Raw genomic sequence first — 16,295 nt, 5'->3', positions numbered from 1 at the left:
TGCGCGGCTCCGACGGCCGGCGTGGCCACCGCACCGGTCGTTGCCAGCAGCACCGGCAGGCAATCGGCCACCTGCACCGTGCAGGCCACGCCGCGCTCGGTGGTGATCGCCGCATCGGCCTCTTCGAGCGCCGCGCCCGCCGAGGCCCGCACCAGCCGCAGCACCCGCGTGCCATGCACCTGCTTCATGAAGACCGGCGCAGCGCCGGTCGCGGCCGCGAAGCGCGCGCGGTTCGCGTCGACCGCCTCCGGGTCGTCGCCGACCGCGATGCCGAGGTTCAGGCTCTCCCACGGCGGCGCACTGAGGCCGCCGCGGCGCGTGCTCATCAGCGCGCCGACGTGGGCCAGCGCCCAGTCAGGGTACAGCGCGTCCTGCAACGCCGTCGTGCCCATCACGTCGCGTCCGGGCAGGCCGAAGGCTGCGAGCGGCTGAACGCATCGAGCCGCATGCATTCCTCGAAGATGCGCATCACCGTCGGCACGTGGTCGAGCCGGCAGTTCAGGCGCTGCGCATTGAAGATCTGCGGCACCAGCGTGATGTCGGCCAGCGTCGGCTTGTCGCCGTGGCAGAAGCGGCCGGTCTCAGGTTGCCCCTCGAGCTGGCGCTCCACCGTCTCGAGCCCGGTCTCGCACCAGTGGCGGTACCAGCGGTTCTTGTCGTCCTCGCTGACGCCCAGGTCGTGCAGCAGGTAGCGCAGCACGCGCAGGTTGTTCAGCGGGTGGATCTCGCAGGCGACGTCCAGCGCGAGCGCGCGCACGCGGGCCCGGCCGAGCGGATCGGCGGGCAGCAGCGGCGGCTGCGGGTGGGTCTCGTCGAGGTACTCGATGATCGCGAGCGATTGCGACAGCAACGCGTTTTCGTCCTTCAGCACCGGCACCAGCCGCCCGGGCGACAGCGCCGCGAAGGCCGGCTGCGTCTGCTCGTTCTTGACCAGGTGCACCGGCACGTAGTCGTAGGCCAGCCCCTTCAGCGCGAGCGCGACGCGCACGCGGAACGAGGCCGATGACCGGAAGTAGCTGTAGAGCTGCATGCCGTGCACGCCTGTCACAGGACCGCCATCAGCGGGCCACCAGCTGCACTTGCAGGCTGCCGACGCCGTCGACCTTCGCGCTCAGCGTGTCGCCGGTGACGACCGCGGCCACGCCCTCGGGCGTGCCGGTGAAGATCAGGTCGCCGGGGGCCAGCTCCCACAGCCCGGACAGCTGCTCGATGATTTCGGGGATGTTCCAGATCAGCTTGCCGATCACGCTGTGCTGGCGCAGCGCGCCGTTGACCTTCAGCTCGATGCGCGTGTCGGCGCCCACCTGGCATTGCGAGGCCGGCCGCACCGGGCCGATCGGCGCCGATTCGTCGAAGCCCTTGCCGCTGCACCACGGGCGGCCCTGCTTCTTGGCCTCGCCCTGCAGGTCGCGGCGCGTCATGTCGAGCCCGACGGCATAGCCGTACACATGGTCGAGCGCCTCGGCCGCCGGGATGTTGCGCCCGCCCTTGCCGATCGCGACGACCAGCTCGACCTCGTGGTGCAGGTCCTTCGTGGCGCTCGGGTAGTGCATCTGCCCGGTCGTGCCCTCGGCCACCGGCAGCACCGCGTCGGCCGGCTTCAGGAAGAAGAACGGCGCCTCGCGGCCGCTGTGGCCCATCTCGATCGCATGGTCGACGTAGTTGCGGCCGACGCAGTAGATGCGGCGCACCGGGAAGGTGTCACCGGGTTGCGCGCCGACGACGGGCACGGAAGGGGTGGCCGGAACCGGCACGACGTGGCTCATGGAAGGCACTCCGAAGAGAGTCAGTGGGGGATGGCGGGATGATGCCACGAGGGCTGAAAACTCACGGCTAAACTCCCTGCAATGTTCAAGGCCCGAAGCTTCAAGCATTGCAAGACCTGCGGGTCCCCGGTCAGCTACAGCATCCCGCCCGATGACAACCGCGAGCGCGCGACCTGCGCCGGCTGCGGCGCCATCCACTACGAGAACCCGCTGAACGTCGTCGGCACGCTGCCGGTGTGGCACGACCAGGTGCTGCTGTGCCGCCGCAACATCGAGCCGCGCCACGGTTTCTGGACACTGCCGGCCGGCTTCATGGAACTCGGCGAGACGACGGCCGAAGGGGCGCTGCGCGAGACCGACGAGGAGGCCGGCGCCCGCATCGAGATGCAGGCCTTGTTCACGCTGCTCAACGTGGTGCGCGTCGGGCAGGTCCACTTCTTCTACCGCGCACGGCTGCTCGACACCGATTTCGCGCCCGGCCCCGAGACCATCGAGGCCCGCCTGTTCCGCGAGGACGAGGTGCCGTGGGACGAGCTCGCGTTCCCGACGGTGCGGGAAACCCTGAGGCGGTTCTTCGACGATCGGCGCCGGGGTCAATTCGGCTTTCATATGGCCGATATCGATTGACGGCGCACCCTGTCGCCGTTCGAATAGGTCGACGTCTGACTTCCCGATACCGCGACACCGATGACCGATCCCCGTCCCCTGCCCCCCGCCGCTGCCGCCCAACCGACAGCCCAGGCGCCCGCCGCCCACCGGCCGGCGGAGGCGGCGCCGCTGCGGATGCGCGAAGACCTGATCCACCCCGATCCGCTGCTCGACTGCCTGGTCGAGATCTGCCGCCTGAACGGCCAGGCCGCGTCGCGCGCCTCGCTGTCGGCCGGGCTGCCGCTGGGTGACAGCGGCAAGGGCAAGCTGACCATCGAGCTCACCGAGCGGGCCGCGGCGCGCGCCGGCATGGCGACCAAGCTGCAGCGCCTGGCGCTGCAGCGCATCGACGCCGCCGCGCTGCCGGCCATCCTGATCCTGAAGGACAACCAGGCCTGCGTGCTGCTGCGCTTCGAGAACGGCGGCAAGGAGGGCCCGGTGGCCCGCGTGCTGCTGCCGGAGACCGGCCAGGGCTCGATCGTGCTGCCGCTCGCCGACCTGCAACGGCGCTACACCGGCGTGGTGCTGTTCGTGCGCCCGCATTTCCGCTTCGACGCGCGCACGCCCGAGGTGCGCGCGGTGCGCCAGCGCCACTGGTTCTGGGGCGCGGTGCTCGAGCAGCGCATCGTCTACCGCGACGTGCTGTGGGCGGCGCTGCTGGTCAACGTGTTCGCGCTGGTGTTCCCGCTGTTCTCGATGAACGTCTACGACCGCGTGGTGCCGAACAACGCGGTCGAGACGCTGTGGGCGCTGTCGATCGGCGTGGTGCTGATCATGTGCGGCGACCTGTTCATGCGGCTGCTGCGCAGCCACTTCGTCGACGAGGCGAGCGCGCGCATCGACGTGCAGATCTCGGCCACGCTGATGGAGAAGGTGCTGGGCATGCGGCTGGAGAACCGGCCGGAGTCGGTCGGCTCGTTCGCGTCGAACCTGCGCGGCTTCGAGCAGGTGCGCGACTTCATCGCGTCGGGCACCGTCACCGCGCTGATCGACCTGCCGTTCGCGCTGCTGTTCGTGGTCGTGCTGGCCTGGATCTCGCCGTGGCTCGCGGTGCCGGTGGTCACGGCCTTCCTGCTGATCCTGGTGATCGGCTACGTGCTGCAGCACCGGCTGCACGAGCTGTCGCAGACCACCTACCAGGCCGCGGCGCAGCGCAACGCGACGCTGATCGAGAGCCTGACCGGCATCGAGACCATCAAGTCGCTGGGCGCCGAGAGCGTCGTGCAGGCCAAGTGGGAGCGCGCGAACGCCTTCCTCGCGGTGACCAACGTGCGCATGCGGGCGTTGTCGGCCACGGCCAACTACGGCACCAACTGGCTGTCGCAGGGCGTGACGGTCGCGATCGTGATCGTCGGCGTGTACCTGATCAGCCAGCGCGAGCTGACGATGGGGGCGCTGGTGGCCTCGTCGATGCTCGCGTCGCGCGCGCTGCAGCCGGCCGGGCAGATCGTCGGGCTGCTGATGCAGTACCAGGGTGCGCGCACCGCGATGGAGTCGCTCGACAAGATCATGGAGAAGCCGGTCGAGCGCCCGCCTGGCGAGAACTTCGTGCAACGCCCGCAGCTGCGCGGCGACATCGAGTTCCGCAACGTCAAGTTCGCCTACCCAGGCCGGCAGGATGCGGCGCTGGACGGCATCAGCTTCAAGATCCAGGCCGGCGAGCGGGTCGCGCTGATCGGGCGCGTGGGCTCCGGCAAATCGACGATCGAGCGGCTGATCATGGGCCTGTACCAGCCGCTCGACGGCGCGGTGCTGCTCGACGGCATCGACCTGCGCCAGCTCGACCCGGCCGACGTGCGCCGCAACCTGGGCTACGTGTCGCAGGACGTGACGCTGTTCTACGGCAGCCTGCGCGACAACATCACCTTCGGGCTGCCGTATGYCGATGATTCGGCGATCGTCGCGGCGGCCGAGCTGGCCGGCATGAGCAGCTTCATCGACCGGCATCCGCGCGGCTTCGACATGACGGTGGGCGAGCGCGGCGAATCGCTGTCGGGCGGGCAGCGCCAGGGCATCGGCCTGGCGCGCGCGGTGCTGCACAACGCGCCGATCCTGCTGCTCGACGAGCCGACCAGCGCGATGGATTTCTCCACCGAGGCGCAGATCACGCACAACATCGGCAACTTCGCGCAGAACAAGACGGTGGTGCTGGTGACGCACCGCACCTCGCTGCTCGCGATGGTGACGCGCGTGATCGTGATCGACGGCGGCAAGATCGTCGCCGACGGGCCGCGCGACCGCATCATGGAAGCGCTGCAGAGCGGTCGCATCGCGAGGGCCGCCTGATGGGCACGCGACACGAAGGCGGCACGAACCGCATCCTGATCAAGCTCGGCCTGGCCGTGATGTGGGTGCTGGAGCGCATCCGCCTGCTGCTGGATCCGATCACGCGGCGCCTGCTCGGCCCGGTCGTCAYGCCCGACAACGCCGGCGATGCCGGATTCCGCAGCTTCGAGGCCGAGGCCGACCAGGTGATGTCTCGCAGCGGCACCCACCAGGCGCAGTCGATCGTGCGCGCGGCGCTGCTGATCGTCGTGCTGCTGGTCACCTGGGCGGCGCTCGCCCACGTCGACGAGGTGACCAAGGGCGACGGCAAGGTGATCCCGTCGCGCCAGCTGCAGGTGGTGCAGTCGCTGGACGGCGGCGTCGTCTCCGAGATCCTGGTGCGCGAAGGCCAGGTCGTCGAGGCCGGCCAGCTGCTGCTGAAGATCGACGAGACGCGCGCCACCTCGGGCGTGCGCGAGAGCGCCGCCACCGGCCTCGCGCTGAAGGCCCGCCAGGCGCGGCTGCAGGCGCTGGCCGACGGCTCGGTCTTCACGCCGCCCACCTCGGCAGACCCGGACGAACAGCGCATCCTGCTCGGCGAGCGCCAGCTGTACGAAGCCAAGCGCTCCGAGCTGGAGACGCTGCTGTCGATCAACCACCAGCAGCTGCAGCAGCGCCAGCAGGAGCTGACCGAGATGCGCGCCCGCAAGGCGGCGGCCGACCGCGGGCTCGAGTTCGGCCAGCAGGAGCTCGGGAAGACGCGGCCGCTGCTGGCCAGCGGCGCGGTGTCGGAGGTCGACATCCTGCGGCTCGAACGCGAGGTGGCGCGCTCGCGCGGCGATTCGGAGCAGGCCAGCGCGCAGATCGCGCGCGTGCAGGCGGCCATCGGCGAGGCGCAGCGCAAGAGCCAGGAGACCGAGATCGGCTTTCGCAACGAGGCGCGCAAGGAGCTGGCCGAGGTGGCCGGCAAGCTGAACGCGCTGAACGAGGGCGCGGTCGCGCTGACCGACAAGGTCACCAAGTCGCAGGTCAAGTCGCCGGTGCGCGGGCGGGTGCAGCGGCTGCTGGCCAACACCGTCGGCGGCGTCCTGCAGCCGGGCAAGGACATCGTCGAGATCGTGCCGCTCGACGACAACCTGGTGCTCGAGGCGCGCATGGCGCCGAAGGACATCGCCTTCATCCGCCCCGGCCAGCCGGCGACGGTCAAGTTCACCGCCTACGACTTCTCGATCTACGGCGGGCTCGAGGCGCAGGTCGAGAACATCAGCCCCGACACCATCACCGACGAGCGCGGCAACGCGTTCTACCTGGTGCGGGTGCGCACGACGCGCGCGAACTTCAGCGAAAAGATGCCCATCATCCCGGGCATGACGGCCGAGGTCAACGTGCTGACCGGCCGGAAGACCGTGCTGGCCTACGTGCTGAAGCCGGTGCTGAAGGTCCAGTCCAACGCACTGCGCGAGCGTTGATCGCAAGCTTCCTTATTGGCTCACGAAGGGCTGTATTCGGTGACCCAGGTCACGAAACGGCCCCGTAGATTCGTACATAAGCGCTGGGTTTCTGGATATCCTGACTGGTAAGTTCTGGCCAGTCTTGCGTCCGAGGAAATCCCATGCCCACCATCGTCCAAACCCAACACGGCAAGGTTTCCGCGCTTTGGGGTGCAGCCCTGATCCGCACGCCGGACGGCCATGTCCGTGCGCTGCAGATCGGCGACGTGGTGAACAAGGGCGACCTGATCCTGACGACGCAGGACGGCATCGTGCGGCTGGACGACCTCGACGCGCCGATGATGGCCACGGCGCCGAAGATTCCCGCCGCGGCCGACACCGACATCGATCGCGTGATCGCCGAGTTGAACCAGCCCGATGCGCTGACGGCCCCGGCGGCCGGCCTGGCCGGCGGTGGCGGTGGCGGCCTGACCCCCGGCCTGCGCGTCGACCGCATCGCCGAGGCCATCACGCCCGCCTCCCTGGAACTCACCGAGACCGTCGCGCCCGCGCCCGCGACCACCCCGATCGTGGCCACCACGCCGACCGGCGACGGTGTTGCCACCACCCCGGCCACCACCCCGGCCCCCACCCCGGCCGGCCCGCCGCCGGCTCCGCAGAACACCGCACCGCTGGCGAATGGCGGCATCGCCAGCGGCCTCGAAGACAGCACGCTGCCGCTGCCGCTGCGCGGCARCGATGCCGACGGCAGCGTGGTCTCGGTCACGATCGTCTCGATCCCGGCCGGCGCCAGCTTGCTGCTGGCCGACGGCGTCACCGTCGTCACCGCCGGCCAGACCCTGAGCGCCGCCGATGCCGCCGGCCTGCTGTTCAAGCCCTCCGCCGATTTCAACGGCAGTGCCGGCGTCAGCTTCACGGTCACCGACAACAGCGGCGCCGTCTCGGCGCCGGCCAGCGTCGCGATCTCGGTCACGCCGGTCAACGACCTGCCGGTCGCCACCAGCGTGCCGGCCGGTTCGGGCCTCGAAGACACGCCGATCGCCGTCCACCTGGGCGGCAGCGACATCGACGGCAGCGTGACCAGCGTCACCGTCACCACGCTGCCCCAGCACGGCACGCTGTACCTGCCCGACGGCACGACCCCGGTCAGCGCCGGCACGCCGATCTCGGCAGCAGACGCGGCCAACCTGGTGTTCCGCCCCGACCCGAACTACCACGGCTCGACCGACATCGGCTTCACCGTCACCGACAACGAAGGCGGCACCTCGGCGCCGGTCAGCGTGCCGGTCACCGTGGCGCCCGAAGGCACCGCCATCACCCTGACCGCGTCGGCGGCCACGGTGACCGAAGGCGGCAGCCTCACCTACACCGCGACGCTGAACAACCCGGTCGCCGGCAGCCCGCTGGTGATCGCGCTGAGCAACGGCAGCACCATCACCATCCCGGTCGGCCAGACCAGCGGCAGCAGCGCCCCGGTGCCGGTGCGCGCCGACGACGCCCATGCGCAAGGTCCGCAGACGGTCGCCGTCAGCGTCACCCAGGTCAGCGGCGGCGACTTCGCGTCGCTCGACCCGAACGCCAGCACCAGCAGCACGGTGGTCGACGACGCCGACGCCACCAGCCTCACGCTGAGCCCCTCGGCCACCACGCTGGCCGAAGGCGGCAGCATCGTCTACACCGCGACGCTGAACAACCCGGTGACCGGCTCGCCGCTGGTCATCACGCTGGACAACGGCCAGGCCATCACGATCCCGGTCGGCCAGAGCAGCGCCAGCAGCGCACCCTTCGTGGTGCGCGGCGACGACGCCTACGCGCAGGGCACGCAGACGCTGACGGTGGGCGTCGCGTCCACCAGCGGCGGCAATTTCGAGGGCCTCGCGCCGTCGGCGCCGGTCAGCACCGGCGTCACCGACAACGGCAGCAACAGCACCGTGGTGCTGAGCGCGTCGACCGGCAGCGTCACTGAAGGCGGCAGCATCGTCTACACCGCCACCGTCAGCAGCCCGGTCAGCGGCACGCCGCTGGTGCTGACGCTGGACAACGGCCAGACCATCACGATCCCGGTCGGCCAGAGCAGCGCCAGCAGCGCCCCGTTCGCGGTGCGCGCCGACGACGTGCTCGCCCAGGCCCCGCAGACCGTCACGGCCACCATCGCCGGCCACACCGGCGGCGGCTACGAGTCGCTGACGCCGGTCGGCAGCCCGTTGACCTCGGTCACCGACGACGCCGACGCCACCGCCGTCTCGCTGAGCGCCACGCCGTCGGTGGCCGAAGGCGGCAGCATCGTCTACACCGCCACGCTCGACGCACCGGCCGCCACCGACGTGACGGTCACGCTGTCGAACGGCGCCACCATCACCATCGCCGCCGGCACGAGCAGCGGCTCGGTCGCCCACGCGGCACCGGCCGACAGCCTCTATGCCGACGCGGGCAGCGTCTCGGCAACGATCAACGGCGCCAGCGGCGGCGGCTTCGAGCAGCTCACGGTCAACCCGGCCGCGGCCACCACCGCCGTGTCCGACACGGTCGACACCACCACCGTCACGCTGACGGCCTCGCCGTCGGTGGTCGAGGGCGGCAGCATCGTCTACACCGCCAGCCTCGGCGCACCGGCGCTGACGCCGGTCACCGTGACGCTGTCCAATGGCGACGTGATCACGATCGCCGCCGGCGCCAGCAGCGGCACGGTCGCGCACGCCACCGGCGCCGACAACGTCTACACCAACGCCAACACGGTCTCCACGACGATCAGCAGCGCCAGCGGCGGCCAGTTCGAGAACCTGGCGCTGAACCCGGCACCGGCCACGACCAGCATCGCCGATTCGATCGACACCACCACCGTCAGCATCACCGGCAGCAACACCGTCAACGAGGGCGCGGGCGCGAGCTACACGCTGTCGCTGACCAGCCCGGCGCAGACCACCGTCACCGTGACGCTGAGCTACGGCGGCACCGCCGCCGACGGCACCGACTTCGCCGGCGTCACCACGGTGACGATCCCGGCCGGCAGCAGCAGCGCGACGTTCAGCGTCGCCGCGCTGACCGACGGCACGGCCGAGGGGCCGGAGCAGTTCACCGTCAGCATCGCCACCGCCACCGGCGGCAACTTCGAGAACCTGGCGATCAGCGCCGGCAGCGGCAGCGTGAACACCGGCATCGTCGACGCCGACACCGCGACGCTGAGCCTGTCTGCCACGCYCGCCCTGACGGAAGCCGGCGGCAGCATCGTCTACACCGCGACGCTGAGCCAGGCCCCCACCACCGACCTGAGCGTCACGCTGAGCAACGGCGCGGTCATCACCGTGCAGGCCGGCCACCTGAGCGGCAGCACCAGCGTCGCGCTGCCGGCCAGCGACGATGTCTACGTCGATCCGGGCAGCGTCAGCGCCAGCATCCAGGGCGCCACCGGCGGCGGCATCCCGATCGCCATCGACGCGGCGCCGGCCGTCACCGCCGTCACCGACAGCATCGACACGACCACCGTGTCGCTCGCGGCCACGCACAGCGTGACCGAAGGCGGCAGCATCACCTACACCGCGACGCTGACCGCCGCGGCCCAGAGCCCCGTCACCGTCAACCTGTCCAACGGCGACGTGATCACCATCGCCGCCGGTACCACCACCGGCAGCGTGAGCCATGCCGCGCCCGCGAACGACGTGTACACCGGCAGCAGCACGGTGTCGGTGTCCATCGCCAATGCCAGCGGCGGCAACTTCGAGCAGCTGGCCGTCGACCCGGCGGCGGCGCAGACCCTGGTCACCGACAGCGTCGACACCACCACCGTCCGGCTGATCGCCTCGGCCAGCGCGGTCGAGGGCGGCAACATCACCTACACCGCGCAACTCACCGCGGTGGCGCAGGCCGACGTGACCGTGACGCTGTCGAACGGCGCCGTCATCACCATCCTCGCCGGCGCGCAAAGCGGCTCGGTGAGCCACCCGGCCCCGACCGACGACGTCTACACCGATGCCGGCACCGTCAGTGCCACCATCACCGGCGCGACCGGCGGCAAGTTCGAGAGCCTGGCCATCGACGCGACGCCGGCACAGACCTCCATCGGCGACAGCATCGATGCCACCACGCTGACGCTGTCGGCCCCGACCAGCGCCGTCGAAGGCGGCAACATCACCTACACCGCGACGCTGGGCGCAGCGGCGCAGACGCCGGTCAGCGTCACGTTGTCGAACGGTGCGACGATCACCATCGCCGCCGGTGCCACCACCGGCACCGTCAGCGTCGCCGCCCCGGCCAACGACGCCTATGCCGGCCATGCGCCGGTCTCGGCCTCGATCACCGGCGCCAGCGGCGGCGGCTTCGAGCAGCTGAACGTCGACGCGACCCCGCGCTCGACCAGCATCACCGACAGCGCCGACACCACCACGCTGAGCCTGACGGCCAGCGGCAGCGTGACCGAAGGCGGCAGCATCACCTACACCGCGACGCTGACGCAGGCGGCGCAGACGCCGCTCACCGTCAACCTGTCGAACGGCGACGTGATCACCATCGCCGCCGGCGATACCACCGGCAGCGTCACGCACGCCGCCCCGGCGAACGACGTCTACCTGGGCGGCGGCACCATCAGCGCGACGATCGCGAACGCGATCGGCGGCAACTTCGAGAACCTCAGTGTCGACCCGACGGCGGCCAGCACCACGCTGACCGACAGCGTCGACGCGACGACGGTCGTGCTGGCGGCCACGCCATCGGTCGTCGAGGGCGGCAGCATCGTCTACACCGCGACGCTGGGCGCGGTGGCGCAGGCACCGGTCGTGGTGACGCTGTCGAACGGCGACACCATCACCATCGCTGCCGGCCAGTTCAGCGGCTCGGTCTCGCACGCAACCGCGCCGAACGACGTCTACGTCAACGGCGGCACCGTCTCGGCCACCATCGCCAGCGCCGTCGGCGGCAACTTCGAGCAGCTGGCGCCCAGCGCCGCCGCCGCCACGACGACGGTCACCGATTCGATCGACACGACGACCCTCAGCATCACCGGCAACGGCAGCGTCACCGAAGGCGCGAGCGCCGGCTACACCCTGTCGCTGACCAGCCCGGCGCAAGGCCCGGTCACCGTCACGCTGAGCTACAGCGGCACGGCCGCCGACGGCAGCGACTACACCGGCGTCGCCACCGTCACCATACCCGCCGGCAGCAGCAGCGCGAGCTTCAGCATCCCGACGCTGGACGACGCCGTGGCCGAGGGCAGCGAGCACTTCACCGTCAGCGTGGCCTCGGCCACCGGAGGCGGCTTCGAGAGCCTGGTCGTCAGCGCCGCCAACGGCAGCGTCACCACCGGCATCGTCGACAACGACAGCGCGACGCTGAGCCTGTCGGCCACGTCAGGCCTCACCGAGGCCGGCGGCAACATCGTCTACACCGCCGTGCTGACCCAGGCAGCGGTGAGCGACCTGAGCGTGACACTGTCGAACGGTGCGGTCATCACGATCGCTGCCGGCCAGCTGAGCGGCACCGCCACGGTGGCCGTGGCGCCTGGCGACGACGCCTACGTCGACCCGACCAGCGTCAGCGCCACCATCCAGGGTACGAGCGGCGGCGGCATCCTGCTGAACATCGACCCGACGGCGGCCGTCACCGGCATCGCCGACACGATCGACACGACGACGGTCACGCTGAACGCCTCGGCGACGAGCGTCGCCGAAGGCGGCAGCATCGTCTACACGGCCAGCGTCGACCACCCGGTGACCGGCTCGCCGCTGGTGCTGACGCTGTCGAACGGCCAGAGCATCACCATCGCCGTCGGCCAGAGCAGCGGCAACAGCGCGCCGTTCGCGGTGCGCCCCGACGACGCCTATGCGCAGGGCGACCAGCCGCTGAACGTCGGCATCGTGTCGCACAGCGGTGCCAACTACGAGAACCTGGCCACCGGCAGCACGGTGGCGACCACCGTCACCGACAACGCCAGCACGACGACCGTGGCGCTGAGTGCGTCGACGGCGTCCGTGGCCGAAGGCGGCAGCATCGTCTACACCGCATCGGTGAACCAGCCGGTGTCCGGCCAGGACTTCGTCGTCACGCTGAGCAACGGCCAGACCATCACGATTCCAGTCGGGCAGAGCAGCGCCGACAGCGCGCCCTTCGCGGTGCGCGGCGACGATGCCTATGCCCAGGGTACGCAAACGCTGAACGTCGGCGTCAGCGCGACCAGCGGCGGCAACTACGAGGCCGTGGCCCACACGTCGACGGTCAGCACCGACGTCACCGACGACGGCGATGCGACGACCGTGACGCTGAAGGCGTCGAGCGCTTCGGTGTCCGAAGGCGGCAGCATCGTCTACACCGCCGAGCTCGACCATGCGGTGAGCGGGCAGGACCTGGTGCTGACGCTGACCAACGGCCAGAGCATCACGATCGCGGTCGGCCAGACCAGCGGCAGCACGGCACCGTTCGCGGTGCGCGCGGACGATGCCTATGCGCAGGGCACGCAGACGCTGAACGTCGGCGTCAGTTCGCACACCGGCGGCAACTTCGAGGCGCTGGCCACCGGCAGCACGGTCGGCACCGACGTCAACGACAACGGCACGCAGGTGGTCGCCACGGTGACGGCTTCGGCCGGCGCGGTGGCCGAAGGCACGGCCGTCAGCTACACCGTCACGCTGAACCAGGCGGTGACCGGATCCGACTTCAGCGTGACGCTGAGCAACGGGCAGAGCGTCACCATCCCGGTCGGCCAGAGCTCGGCCAGCACGGCGGCCCTGGCGCTGCGCGGCGACGACGCGCATGTGCAAGGCACGCAGACGGTGTCGGCGGGCATCACCGGCACCAGCGGCGGCAATTTCGAAGCGGTGAACGGCAGCTCGACGGCCCGCGTGGACGTCAGCGACGACGCCGACGTGACGACGGTGTCGATCAGCGGCGCGGGCAGCGTCGCCGAAGGCGCGAGCGCCGGCTACACGCTGACGCTGGACCATGTCGCCGCCACGCCGGTGACCGTGACGCTGAGCTACAGCGGCGTCGCCGCCGACGGCAGCGACTACGCCGGCGTCACGACAGTGACGATCCCGGCCGGCAGCAGCAGCGCCGTCTTCAACCTGGCGACCATCGACGACGCGCTGGCCGAAGGCACCGAGAGCTTCACCGTGACGGTGACCGGCGCGAGTGGCGGCGGCTTCGAGAGCCTGGCCGTGGGCAGTGCGAACAGCGTCACCACCGCCATCGTCGACAACGACGTGGCCAGCGTGAGCCTGGGCGCGACGCCGGGCCTGACCGAGGCCGGCGGCACCATCACCTACACCGCGACGCTGACGCAGGCGCCGTTGAGCGACCTGGGCGTGACGCTGTCGAACGGCGCGGTCATCACGATCGCTGCCGGTCAGCTGAGCGGCACCGCCACGGTGGCCGTGGCGCCCGGCGACGACGTCTATGTCGACCCGACCAGCGTCAGCGCGACCATCCAGGGCACGAGCGGAGGCGGCATCCTGCTGAGCATCGACCCGACGGCGGCCGTCACCGCCATCGCCGACACCCTCGACACGACGACGGTCACGCTGAATACCTCGGCGACCAGCGTCGCCGAGGGCGGCAGCATCGTCTACACGGCCCACGTCGACCACGCGGTGACCGGCTCGCCGCTGGTGCTGACGCTGTCGAACGGCCAGAGCATCACCATCGCCGTCGGCCAGAGCAGCGGCAACAGCGCGCCGTTCGTGGTGCGCCCCGACGACGCCTATGCGCAGGGCGACCAGCCGCTGAACGTCGGCATCGTGTCGCACAGCGGCGCCAACTACGAGCAGCTCGCCACCGGCAGCACCGCCAGCACCACCGTCACCGACAGCGCCAGCGTCACCACGGTGAACCTGAGCGCGTCCACCGCGTCGGTGGCCGAGGGCGGCAGCATCGTCTACACGGTCTCGGTCACCGCGCCGGTCACCGCCACGCCCTTCGTCGTGACGCTGAGCAACGGCCAGACCGTCACCATCCCGGTCGGCCAGAGCAGCGCCGACAGCGCGCCCTTCGCGGTGCGCGGCGACGACGCCTATGCGCAGGGCACGCAGGTGCTGAACGTCGGCGTCACCGGCACGGCCGGCGGCAACTACGAGACCGTGACGCACACCGCGACGGTCGGCACTGGCGTCAGCGACGACGCGGACACGACGACGGTGACGCTGAAGGCCTCGACCGCCACCGTGGCCGAAGGCGGCAGCATCGTCTACACCGCCGAGCTCGACCATGCGGTCAGCGGCCAGGACCTGGTGCTGACGCTGAGCAACGGCCAGACCCTCACGATCGCCGTCGGCCAGACCAGCGGCAGCAGCGCCGCCTTCGCGGTGCGCGCCGACGACGCCTACGTCCAGGGCACGCAGGTGCTGAACGTGGGCGTCAGTTCGCACAGCGGCGGCAACTTCGAGGCACTGGACACCAGTGGCACGGCCAGCACCGACGTCACCGACAACGCCACCCAGACGACCGTCACACTGACGCCGTCGACCGGCGCGGTGGCCGAAGGCGGCGCCGTCAGCTACACCGTCACGCTGAACCAGGCCGTGACCGGCTCGGACTTCAGCGTCGCGCTGAGCAACGGCCAGACCGTGACCATTCCGGTGGGCCAGAGCTCGGCCGTCAGCGCGCCGATCGTGCTGCGCGCCGACGATGCGCATGTGCAGGGCACGCAGACGGTCTCGGTGGGCGTCACGGGCACCAGCGGCGGCAACTTCGAGGCGTTGGACACCGGCAGCACGGCCCGCACCGACGTCAGCGACGACAGCGATGCCACCGTGGTCACCCTCAGCGGCCCGACCGGGCTGGTGCTCGAGGGCGATACCGTCAGCTACACCGCGACGGTCGGCCACCCGGTGACCGGCTCCGACCTGGTGCTGCACCTGAGCAACGGCCAGGACATCACGATCGCGGTCGGCCAGACGACCGGCAGCACCAGCCCGGTGGTGGCGCGCGCCGATGACGTCTATGCCCAGGGCAGCGCGACGACGGTGGTGGGCATCACCGGCCACAGCGGCGGCAACTTCGAGGCGCTGACGACCGGCAGCACCGTCAGCACGACGGTCAGCGATGACGGCGACCTGACGACGGTGAGCCTGTCAGGCGCCTCCAGTGTGACGGAGGGTGGCGCGGCAGGCTATACGCTGACGCTCAGCAGCCCGGCACTCACGACAGTGACGGTCACGCTGACCTATGGCGGCGCGGCCGCGAACGGCGGCGACTACACCGGCGTGACCACGGTCACCATTCCGGCCGGCAGCAGCAGCGCGAACTTCACGCTGCCGACCGCCGCCGATGGTCGCGACGAAGTCAATGAGACCATCGTCGTGTCGATCGGAACGGTCAACGGCGGCGGGTTCGAGGCGATCGCGCCGCACGCCACCGACAACAGCGTGACCACGACGCTGGTCGACAACGACCCGACGCCGTCGCTGTCGATCGGCGACGTGACCGTCAACGAAGCGGCCGGCACCGCGACCTTCACCGTGACGCTGTCCGCGGCCTCGGACCAGACGGTCACCGTCGGCTACGGCAGCGGCAACGGCACGGCCACCGCCGGTTCCGACTACACCACCRTCGCCGGCAACCTGATCTTTGCTCCGGGCGTCACCACGCAGACGATCACCGTGGCGATCAACAACGACAACGTGTACGAAGGCAACGAGGCCTTCAACGTCGTCCTGGGCTCGCCCACCAACGCCACCGTCGGCACCGGCACCGGTGTCGGCACGATCGTCGACAACGACACGCCGACGCTGACCGTGTCCAGCCCGACGGCTGTCGAAGGCGCGGGCTATGCGGTGTTCACTGTCTCGCTGTCCAACCCGTCGTCGCTCGCGACCACGGTCAACCTGGGCCTCGCCAACGGCACCGCCACCGGCGGCGGAGTCGACTACGGTTCGGGCACCTCGAACAACCTGCAGGTCTCCACCGACGGTGGCGCCACCTGGACGGATGCCAGCTCAGCCACCATCGCCGCAGGCAGCACCAGCGTGCTGGTGCGCACCCCGGTCGCCAACGATGCGCTGAACGAAGTCAACGAGACCTTCTCGTTGACCGCCACCACCTCGGCCGGCACGACCTCGAACGCCTCGGCTTCGGGCACCGCCACCATCACCGACAACGACCCGACGCCCTCGCTGTCGATCGGCAACGTCACCGTCAACGAGGCAGCCGGTACGGCCACCTTCACCGTCACGCTGTCGGCTGC

7 protein-coding genes are annotated in these 16,295 nt (G+C 70.6%); 4 read left to right on the top strand and 3 right to left on the bottom strand.

Annotated features, from left to right (window positions below; all coding sequences use genetic code 11):
- The 3 genes from AC1DXV_RS20795 to AC1DXV_RS20785 form a co-directional block, all read right to left on the bottom strand.
- Positions 1-392: laccase domain-containing protein (locus AC1DXV_RS20795; protein ID WP_477935316.1), on the bottom strand; the 392-nt coding region annotated here is incomplete at its 3' end.
- Complete coding sequence (maiA, locus tag AC1DXV_RS20790; RefSeq protein ID WP_477867426.1) at positions 392-1,030, bottom strand: maleylacetoacetate isomerase; 639 nt, start codon at positions 1,028-1,030, stop codon at positions 392-394. The genes maiA and AC1DXV_RS20795, both read right to left, overlap by 1 nt.
- Positions 1,031-1,058: 28 nt before the next feature.
- Positions 1,059-1,766, bottom strand: coding sequence for a fumarylacetoacetate hydrolase family protein (locus tag AC1DXV_RS20785; RefSeq protein ID WP_477867424.1), 708 nt, complete (start codon positions 1,764-1,766; stop codon positions 1,059-1,061).
- Positions 1,767-1,847: 81 nt separating this feature from the next.
- Between AC1DXV_RS20785 and AC1DXV_RS20780 the strand changes: the two genes are divergently transcribed.
- The 4 genes from AC1DXV_RS20780 to AC1DXV_RS20765 form a co-directional block, all read left to right on the top strand.
- Entirely contained in the window at positions 1,848-2,393 is a 546-nt protein-coding gene (locus AC1DXV_RS20780; protein WP_477867422.1) for an NUDIX hydrolase, read from the top strand.
- Positions 2,394-2,453: 60 nt separating this feature from the next.
- Positions 2,454-4,700, top strand: coding sequence for a type I secretion system permease/ATPase (locus AC1DXV_RS20775; protein WP_477935314.1), 2,247 nt, complete (start codon positions 2,454-2,456; stop codon positions 4,698-4,700).
- Positions 4,700-6,148: an HlyD family type I secretion periplasmic adaptor subunit gene (locus tag AC1DXV_RS20770; protein ID WP_477935312.1), complete on the top strand. Its 1,449-nt coding sequence runs from the start codon at positions 4,700-4,702 to the stop codon at positions 6,146-6,148. The genes AC1DXV_RS20775 and AC1DXV_RS20770 overlap by 1 nt, the downstream gene beginning before the upstream one ends.
- A gap of 143 nt (positions 6,149-6,291) precedes the next feature.
- Positions 6,292-16,295: immunoglobulin-like domain-containing protein (locus tag AC1DXV_RS20765; RefSeq protein ID WP_477935310.1), on the top strand; the 10,004-nt coding region annotated here is incomplete at its 3' end.

Source organism: Rhizobacter sp. P3_C12 (genome assembly GCF_056402735.1).
This window is presented reverse-complemented; position numbering and strand designations above follow the sequence as displayed.

Coding starts and splice junctions, on each gene's coding strand:
- AC1DXV_RS20780 (WP_477867422.1), top strand. CDS start 1,848: ATGTTCAAGGCCCGAAGCTTCAAGCATTGCAAGACCTGCGGGTCCCCG.
- maiA (WP_477867426.1), bottom strand. CDS start 1,030: ATGCAGCTCTACAGCTACTTCCGGTCATCGGCCTCGTTCCGCGTGCGC.
- AC1DXV_RS20785 (WP_477867424.1), bottom strand. CDS start 1,766: ATGAGCCACGTCGTGCCGGTTCCGGCCACCCCTTCCGTGCCCGTCGTC.